At 45.6% G+C, this 8,859-nt stretch carries 8 protein-coding genes; 5 read left to right on the forward strand and 3 right to left on the reverse strand.

Translation table 11 applies throughout. The annotated features are described in order from the left end of the window. Positions 1-177 precede the first annotated feature (177 nt). From ACRC32_RS07680 to ACRC32_RS07700, 5 genes are all read left to right on the forward strand, one after another. Positions 178-543 carry a hypothetical protein gene (locus ACRC32_RS07680; protein ID WP_438553409.1) on the forward strand — a complete coding sequence of 122 codons (366 nt, stop codon included), beginning with the start codon at positions 178-180 and terminating at the stop codon, positions 541-543. A gap of 152 nt (positions 544-695) precedes the next feature. Continuing rightward, positions 696-3,020, forward strand: a complete 2,325-nt coding sequence (locus ACRC32_RS07685; RefSeq protein ID WP_438553410.1) for an ATP-binding protein — start codon at positions 696-698, stop codon at positions 3,018-3,020. 286 nt (positions 3,021-3,306) lie between these two features. Next, on the forward strand, positions 3,307-5,793 hold the full coding sequence (locus ACRC32_RS07690) for an ATP-dependent Clp protease ATP-binding subunit (RefSeq protein ID WP_438553411.1): 2,487 nt from the start codon (positions 3,307-3,309) through the stop codon (positions 5,791-5,793). 57 nt (positions 5,794-5,850) lie between these two features. Further along, on the forward strand, positions 5,851-6,147 hold the full coding sequence (locus ACRC32_RS07695; RefSeq protein ID WP_438553415.1) for a hypothetical protein: 297 nt from the start codon (positions 5,851-5,853) through the stop codon (positions 6,145-6,147). Next, positions 6,131-6,325 carry a hypothetical protein gene (locus ACRC32_RS07700; protein ID WP_438553412.1) on the forward strand — a complete coding sequence of 65 codons (195 nt, stop codon included), beginning with the start codon at positions 6,131-6,133 and terminating at the stop codon, positions 6,323-6,325. Before ACRC32_RS07695 ends, ACRC32_RS07700 begins: the two co-directional genes overlap by 17 nt. Here the strand turns inward: ACRC32_RS07700 and ACRC32_RS07705 are convergent. From ACRC32_RS07705 to ACRC32_RS07715, 3 genes are all read right to left on the reverse strand, one after another. Next, positions 6,304-7,227 carry a cation diffusion facilitator family transporter gene (locus tag ACRC32_RS07705; protein ID WP_438553413.1) on the reverse strand — a complete coding sequence of 308 codons (924 nt, stop codon included), beginning with the start codon at positions 7,225-7,227 and terminating at the stop codon, positions 6,304-6,306. The two genes, ACRC32_RS07700 and ACRC32_RS07705, sit on opposite strands and share 22 nt — an antisense overlap. Positions 7,228-7,712: 485 nt before the next feature. Then, the gene (locus tag ACRC32_RS07710) at positions 7,713-8,657 is read right to left on the reverse strand and encodes a cation diffusion facilitator family transporter (RefSeq protein ID WP_438553414.1); all 945 of its coding nucleotides are present in this window, start codon (positions 8,655-8,657) and stop codon (positions 7,713-7,715) included. Between the two features lie 95 nt (positions 8,658-8,752). Beyond that, positions 8,753-8,859 (reverse strand): transposase (locus ACRC32_RS07715; protein WP_438553416.1); only part of this gene is annotated, 107 nt, incomplete at its 5' end.

Below are 8,859 nucleotides of genomic sequence, written 5' to 3' on the forward strand. Positions count from 1 at the left end.
CGTGACATGTCACGTCTCGAATACACAATTTCTACCTTGTATTGTGGCAATTTTAATTCTCGCGAAAGAGACAAAGCAAGGATGAATTTAGATATCTTCGTAAGAACTCAAAAATAATTGCAGTGCCAGCAATCAGAGCCAAACTGCGATCGCACGAAAATTTGGAGGGTAAAAAATATGATTAACGATCCAGCCAGACCACCAAAAGAAGACTCGCGGGAACCCGAAGCTGCTGTGAGTCCGACACAACAAGAAGACCCAAGAGCAGCCGAACCTGGTAGAGGTGCGCCAGGAAATGACCACATTGGCGTACAAACCGCTCAAACTACAGCAGTCAATCCACCTGATGCGGTGATTCCGGCTAATACTCCAACCGAACAGAGCAAACAACAACTCGAAGCCTTTAAGCAACAGGAAGAGGAAGAGGGCGAGGGCTTTACTACCACAGATGGCTATGTCATCGACGAGTCTGGAAGGTTAGATAACTTTGCGATCGAACCACCAATGTATGTAGAGGGTGAAGAACCTCCTACGAAACGATAACAGTTATCAGTTGTTAGGGAGCAGGGAGTAGGGAGCAGGGAGCAGGGAAAATGACTTGTGACTTGTCCTTCCCTTACCCATAGATTTGCATTTTTCTCGCTAAAAATGGGCAGACTATGAATAACAATTTATAGATATGCTGCCTTAAAACAGTGCCAGAGAAAGAACCACAGCAAACTCAGCATTGGCTGGAGATTGAAGATAACGCAGGTAAGCGCGTAGTCGTTTTGGAGGCTGCTACCTGCACTCTGGGGCGTGACTCTTCTAACTCGATTGTGTTGCAGTCTAAGCTTGTCTCTCGCCAGCACGCTATCTTGTTGCGCGTGACAACTCCTGGTGCTGCCAACCATTTTTTTCGCATCATTGACGGTAATTTACAAGGCAAGCCCAGCACGAACGGCATTCGCATCAATAAAAAATCTTGTTTCTCGCACGACCTCAAACATGGCGATGAAATTGAATTTGCCGGAGATGTAAGTGCCACTTACTACTGCAACAGCGATCGCGAATATGATTCTGGTGGGCTAAATTCTAGCTCCCATCACAGCCCACCCACGCAAATTATTGAAAATATTGAGTTTGCTAATTCTAAAGAGTCAGTACTCGTTCGCTTGGCTTCCTTTCCCGAATTAATATCAAATCCGATACTAGAATTCGATCTCACTGGCGATATTACTTACATTAACCCCGCCGCTGTCGCTCAATTTCCCGATTTGCGGGAAGTTAAACTCCAGCATCCGATTATGGCTGGAATTGTAGAAAGAGTGCAAGACGATCGCGAAACGTTTTTCGTCCGCGAAATAGAAGTTCTTGACAAAATTTTCGAGCAATCCGTCCACTACCTACCAGAAAACGATCTGGTTAGGAGCTACATCGTCGATATTACCGCACGCAAGCACACCGAGCTAGCGCTGCGAGAAAGCGAAACCAAAAATCGAGCTTTGCTCAAGGCGATTCCAGATTTGATCTTGCGGATCGGCAGAGATGGAACGTATCTGGACTACATACCAGCTAAAGACAGCGAGTTTTCTGCCACTAGCAGTCAAATGATCGGCAAAAACGAGTACGACGTGTTACCAACGGAAGTTGCCGAACAAAGGATGCATTACGTTCATGCTGCCTTAGAGACAGGGAAACCCCAGCTTTTTGAGTATCAGCTACAGGTTAACGATAAGATTCGCGTGGAAGAAGCGAGAATCGTCGTTAGTGGCGATCGCGAAGTACTAGCTATTATCCGAGATATTACAGAGCGCAAACGGGTAGAAAGTTTACTACAACAAGCATACGACGAACTGGAGCTGAGAGTAGAACAGCGCACGGCAGAATTAAGACTGGCAAACGAGCAACTCCGCAGAGAAATTACCGAACGCCAGAGGGTAGAAGAGGCTTTACGTTCCAGCGTCGCTACCAATCGCGCCCTGCTCAATGCAATTCCCGATTCCATGTTTCGCCTCAGTCAAGATGGCACTCTCCTCAACTACAAAGCAGCAAAGGATGATTGGCTGATTGCTTCTCATACCGAGCCAGTGGGTAAAAAACTATCCGATTTATTTGTGCCAGCGATCGCCCGACCATTAGTAGAATGTGTCGAGCAAGCGATCGCTAGCGGTGAAATTCAAATATATGAATATAGATTGACAATAGCAGAGCAATCGCGAGATTACGAAGCACGAATAGCTTTAAGCGAAGAAGACGAAGTAATGGCGATCGTGCGCGACATCACCGATCGAAAAGGAGCAGAAGCAGAAATTAGACAAGCTCTAGCGAGAGAAAAAGAACTGAACGAACTAAAATCTCGCTTCGTCACGATGGCATCCCACGAATTCCGCACGCCATTGACGACAATTTTATCTTCAGCAGAGTTATTAGAAGATTACAGTTCCAAGTGGACAGAGGAGAAAAAACGCCATCATTTCCAGCGCATCATTACAGCTGTCAAACACATGACTGGTTTGCTGGATGATGTCCTCTTAATTGGCAAAGCAGACGCAGGTAAGCTGGAATTCAATCCATCGTCCATAGATCTGATCGAATTTTGCCGCGAACTGGTTGAAGGGATGCAAATCACAACCACAGCTCATAAAATTATTCTGCGCACGCAGGGAGAGAGTATCAGTGGCTGTATGGATGAAAAGCTTTTGCGACAGGTACTAGGAAATTTACTCTCCAATGCAATTAAGTATTCACCCAATGGTGGAAGTATTTATTTTGATATCGTTTCCAAGGAAGGAGTAGCAATCTTCCGAATTCAAGACGAAGGCATCGGCATTCCAATGGGCGATCGCGATCGACTCTTCCATTCCTTTCACAGAGCTAGCAACGTCGGTAATATCTCGGGTACGGGGCTAGGACTTGCTATTGTTAAAAAATCTGTCGCTCTTCACGGCGGTCAAATCTACGTAAAAAGCGAAGTTGGAGTCGGCACGATCTTTATGGTGAAAATACCGCTGTGTGAGGGAGTAGGGAGCAGGGAGTAGGGAGCAGGGAGTAGGGGCTTCAGGAAATAAAATAACTAACTGGTCACTGGTCACTGGTCACTGGTCACTGTCATCAGGGTGGCTACTACGCCTTTGGCATTACGGCTATTACCAATGCGGAATTGTACTTGGGAAGGATACATTAATAGAAGAAACTACATAAAAGTTTATGTAGAGGGGGTGAAGAAATTATTTTCTCACCAAAGGTGAAGAAATTTTAATTTCACCAGAAGTAAAAAGAGTTTGATTCTCACCTTTTCAAACAGCTCGGTAGAGGAAGTCCGTTATGTTTGAGCATTTCACTGATAAAGCAATTAAAGCAGTTATGCTTGCCCAGGAAGAAGCACGTCGCCTGGGTCACAATTTAGTAGGAACCGAGCAAATTTTATTAGGCTTGATTGGAGAAGGCACGGGAATTGCAGCGAAAGTATTAACCGAGCTGGGAGTGACCCTTCAAGCAGCCCGCGCCGAAGTGGAAAAAATTATCGGTAGAGGAAATCGTCCAGCGATGGCTGAAATTCCCTTTACACCAAAAGTCAAGCGCGTATTCGAGCAAGCTTTCACAGAAGCACGCACTTTGGGGCATAACTACATCGGTCCAGAACACGTATTGTTAGGTTTGCTCCAAGAGGGAGAAGGTGTCGCTGGAAAAGTCCTGCAAAACTTGGGGGTCGATTTAGACGAAGCCCGTGGTAACACGATTCGCAAGTTGGGTGAAGTTGCAACTGTTGCTAGTGCTGGTAGACAAGGACGCAAGGGTTTTGGCACAGCTCCCAGCAAAACTTCGACACTGGATGAGTTTGGGACGAATTTAACGAAGCTAGCGGCGGAAGGTAAGCTAGATCCTGTCGTCGGTCGTGAAAAAGAAGTTCAACGTGCCGTGCAAATTTTAGGTCGGCGCACGAAGAATAACCCCGTATTGATTGGCGAACCTGGTGTTGGTAAAACCGCGATCGCAGAAGGCTTAGCGCAGCGGATTGCTAATAATGACGTGCCCGATACTCTCGTAGACAAGCAGCTATACAGTCTTGACATGGGTTCGTTAGTTGCCGGAACTCGCTATCGCGGTGACTTTGAAGAGCGGATCAAATCCGTACTGGATGAAGTGCGATCGAATAGCAGTGTTATCCTATTTATCGACGAAATCCATACTTTAATTGGCGTAGGCGGTGTTGAAGGCGGAATCGATGCGGCAAATATGCTCAAACCTGCCTTAGCTAGAGGCGAGTTGCAGTGCATGGGAGCTACTACCCTAGATGAGTACCGCAAGCACATCGAACGGGATGCAGCACTAGAAAGGCGTTTCCAGCCAGTGATGGTAGATGAACCTAGTGTTGTCGAGACAATCGAGATTTTGTTTGGATTGCGCGATCGCTACGAGCAACACCACAAAGTTAAGATGTCAGATCTAGCTTTGGTTGCTGCTGCTAAACTATCCGATCGCTACATTAGCGATCGCTTCTTGCCCGATAAAGCGATCGATTTGATCGACGAAGCAGGTTCTCGCGTCCGCTTCCGCAACTCGAAGCAGTCTCCTGAAACCCAAGCGCTCAAACAGGAAGCAGTGCGGGTAACGAAAGAGAAAGAAGCCGCAGTCTCAGCACAAGATTTTGACAATGCTGGTAAATTGCGCGATCGCGAGTTGGAAGTCGAGCAACAGTTAAAGGCGATCGCTGAAAATAGAAAGCAAGAAGCTGAAAATGCTAGCGTTCCCGTAGTGAACGAAGAGGATATTGCTCAAATCGTCGCCGCTTGGACGGGCGTACCAGTCAGCAAGCTGACAGAATCCGAATCAGAGTTGCTGTTGCACATAGAAGATACCCTGCACCAGCGTTTAATCGGACAAGAAGAAGCCGTTACAGCTGTTTCTAAAGCTATCCGCAGGGCGCGAGTTGGATTGAAGAATCCCGACCGTCCGATCGCTAGTTTTATCTTCTCTGGTCCCACTGGCGTAGGTAAGACGGAGTTAGCCAAATCCCTGGCTGCTTATTTCTTCGGCTCTGAAGAAGCGATGATCCGCTTGGATATGTCTGAGTTCATGGAACGGCATACTGTTTCTAAACTCATCGGTTCGCCTCCTGGTTACGTTGGCTACGACGAAGGCGGACAGCTGACAGAAGCCGTACGTCGCAAACCATACACCGTGTTGCTATTCGACGAAATCGAAAAAGCACACCCCGATGTGTTTAACATGCTGTTGCAAATCATGGATGACGGTCGCTTGACTGATGCCAAGGGACGCACGGTAGACTTTAAAAACACGCTGATTATTCTCACCTCTAATATTGGTTCGAGGGTAATTGAAAAAGGTGGCGGTGGCATCGGATTTGAATTAGATGGCGATCGCGCTGAGGCACAATACGATCGCGTCCGCAGTTTGGTGCAAGAAGAACTCAAGCAACATTTCCGTCCTGAGTTTCTCAACCGCTTGGACGAGATCATTGTCTTCCGTCAACTTAACAAGAATGAAGTCAAGCAGATTGCTGACATCATGCTGCAAGAGATTTCTAGCCGTTTGACCGATCGTTCTATTACCCTGGAAGTGACAGAGCGTTTCAAAGATAAAGTTGTCAACGAAGGCTACAATCCTAGCTACGGTGCTAGACCGTTACGTAGAGCAATGATGCGGCTGTTGGAAGATTCTTTAGCCGAAGCTATGTTATCCGGTCGTATCAACGATGGCGACACAGCTTTAGTTGATGTTGATGCTGACGGTCAAGTCCAAGTCAGCAAAGTAGAAGCGAAAGAATTCATGCTTTCTTCTGCTAGCTAGAATGTTTTTGAATAAACCATAAATGTAGGGTGGGCAATGCCCACCCTACTTTGTACTATGAGAGCAAAAATTGAGGATACAATCCTGTTTCTCCACCGCGAGGACGTACCAACTTATAAAAAAGGTGGTTCTGTGGTTCGTAACAGCTATTTCTGGGCGCTGCGTTCCATTGCTGGTAGATCGGTGCGCGATCGCGATTGGGAATACGAATCAGAAGTTTGGTTTGCTTTGGCGCGAATGCTATTATCTTTCAGTGAATCGGGTTATCTCGGTTTGCGAGAAACTATCCTCGAATTTCCCCCGACTCAAGAAAAAATTCCTGAGATCCTACGTCCTATTGCTACTTGGGAGTGAGCGGTTATTCAGTTGTCAGGGAGCAGGGAGCGCTTCGGTGCAGGGAGCAGGGGGGAGACCAGAGGAAGCAGAGAAAGCAGAGGAAGCAGAGGAAGCAGAGGGGCAGAGGAGATTAAACAATTTCCGACTTACGACTTACGACTTACGACTTACAAATCAGTCTGTTGCTGACTCGTAGCTAATTTGGTCGGATTGACAATTGTGCGGTTCGACGCGGATGGCGACTCTGACCGAACCGTATCGTTCTCGCAACCGTGCTTCTACTTCTTCGGCTATGTAGTGGGCGGTTTCGATGTCAGACGAGTAGATGACTAAATGCATTTCAATAAAAACTTGCCGACCAACTACGCCACGGGAGGCGATATCGTGACAGTTGATGACTCCTGGTACGGACATGGCGATCGCGTGAATTTCTTCAGGCGCGATCGCGATTTCATCGACTAACCAAGGTAAATTTTCTTTCAAGACTTCCCAGCTACTGCTAAATACTAAAAAAGCGACGGGAAAAGCCAAAATTACATCAAGCCACGGTAGTAAAGGAATACCCGATTCCTGTCCCTGCCAAACGCCAATTAATCCCGTCAATACCGTGAGCGTAATCCACCCATCGCTCATCGTATGTTTGGCATCAGCAATCAAAATCGGACTGCCCAATCGTTGCCCTTCACCGTCTTCATAATAGGCAAGAAAAATATTCACGCCCAATACGATCAGCAACAACCACAATTCTGGTGCAGAAACCTTAACTAACTCTGCACCTTTAAGCATTCGCTCTATAGCTGTTTGTAAAATTTCAAAACCTGCAATGCTAATAAAACCCGCGATTCCCAAAGCTCCTATCGCTTCAAATTTTTGATGTCCGTAAGGATGATCGCGATCCGGTTCTGGTGAAGATAGGTTATTGGCAACTAGCCCCAAAATGTTGTTACTACTATCTGTCACGCTATGTAATGCATCCGAAAACAAGCTGAGAGAACCAGTCCACCAAGCCAGGATTGCTTTGAGTATTGTCACGCTCAAATTCAGCAGTAGGGTAACGAGCAATACCTTCCGCACTGCTACACGGTTATCATTTCCCATACCATTCCATGTTATTTACTCTTAAGTAGTTGTTTTTTTGTCTTAATTGACACAGGAGCAGACAAAATTACTAGATAATAAAAGACTGCTATTGTCTAGTTTTACTTATTAGCTCAAATCACCCGTTTCTAACCTACGATACGTTGTTATTCCCTAACTTGAATGATATGGTTTAAATTCTCTCTGGGTAAAGTCAACTTTTACATACTATTACAACAATGAGTAAGTCTTATTGAAAAAAATTATTGTTTAGCTCGGAGTGTAAGGCTAAATCTAACAGCGATCGCAGCGCTTGAATAAGTAGAGCTTTTCAGAATCGTGAATTAAATTCAATTACGATAATTGGCTGTAATCGTTGTTAGTAATTTGTGAGTGGCTAGTGGCTGGTGACTAGTGAAGAAAGGGTGTGGGGTGTAGGGAAATTTTGAATGCGTGAATTGCTTCCCTGCACCTGAAGCCCCTCTGCACCTGAAGCTCTCTTTTCCCTACTCCCTGCTCCCTGCTCCCTGCTCCCTTTCCTCATCAAAGCTAATACTATTTGACTTGTATTCAGGTGGCTCAACGTGAATTAAAACCCGCACGGGGCTAAATTTCTCTTCCAGTTTGGCTTCTACGGCTTCAGTGATCCGGTGGGCAGTATCCACATCAACAGCATCGACAATTAAATGCATTTCAATAAAGACTTGTCGCCCTAGTAAACCACGGGAGGCGATATCGTGACAGTTGATGACTCCTGGTACGGACATGGCGATCGCGTGGATTGCTTCGGGGGCGATCGCGATTTCATCGACCAACCAAGGTAAATTTTCTTTAATCACCTGCCAACCACTCCAAAACACTAATAAGGCAACGGGAAACGCCAAAATTATGTCTAACCATTGAAGTTGAGGCAGATTTAAAACTCGTCCCTGCCAAATACCAATCAATCCTGCTAACACGGTAATCGTCACCCAGACATCGCTCATAGTGTGTTTGGCATCGGCAATCAAAATCGGACTACCTACCCTTTGACCCTCGCGACGTTCGTAAAAGGTCACGAAAATATTCACTCCCAAGACAATCAGTAGCAACCACAACTCTGATTCAGTAATTTTTACTGGCTGAATCCCACTCAAAATTCGCTCGATCGCTCCTTGTAAAATTTCAAAGCAAGCAATGCCCAAAAAGGCAGCTATACCTAAAGCTCCTACAGCTTCAAATTTTTGATGCCCGTAGGGATGATCTCGATCTGGTCGAGGAGAAGAAAAGCGACTGGTAATTAATCCCAAAACGTTATTGGCGCTATCCGTGATACTATGCAAGGCATCGGCTAATAAACTGAGCGAACCTGTCCACCAACCTATTGTGGCTTTCAACGCCATCACAAATAAGTTGAGCAATAAAGTTATCAGTAAAACCTTACGAACTACGGAACGATTGTCTAAAATCATATAATAAATGTTGGATTTTAAATATCAAGTCTGAATTCATAAACAATTTAATTATAGAGAATAAGGTTCTTCCGTTAAGACGGTGATAATTTTTTCTAATTTGAGAAGCAAGCTAGTAGCCGTTCACGAAAGTTAGTGAAATTCGTAAAACCATAAGCTTGCCGTTTAATCAGCTTAATTCGATTGTTAATTCCCTCCATTA

The sequence above is a fragment of the Chroococcidiopsis sp. genome, assembly GCF_051657925.1.
GTDB lineage: Bacteria > Cyanobacteriota > Cyanobacteriia > Cyanobacteriales > Chroococcidiopsidaceae > Chroococcidiopsis.

What these genes read in the sequence shown, in the direction of transcription:
- ACRC32_RS07680 (WP_438553409.1), top strand. Translation starts at nt 178, where the DNA reads ATGATTAACGATCCAGCCAGACCACCAAAAGAAGACTCGCGGGAACCC.
- ACRC32_RS07690 (WP_438553411.1), top strand. Translation starts at nt 3,307, where the DNA reads ATGTTTGAGCATTTCACTGATAAAGCAATTAAAGCAGTTATGCTTGCC.
- ACRC32_RS07695 (WP_438553415.1), top strand. Translation starts at nt 5,851, where the DNA reads ATGAGAGCAAAAATTGAGGATACAATCCTGTTTCTCCACCGCGAGGAC.
- ACRC32_RS07705 (WP_438553413.1), bottom strand. Translation starts at nt 7,227, where the DNA reads ATGGGAAATGATAACCGTGTAGCAGTGCGGAAGGTATTGCTCGTTACC.
- ACRC32_RS07710 (WP_438553414.1), bottom strand. Translation starts at nt 8,657, where the DNA reads ATGATTTTAGACAATCGTTCCGTAGTTCGTAAGGTTTTACTGATAACT.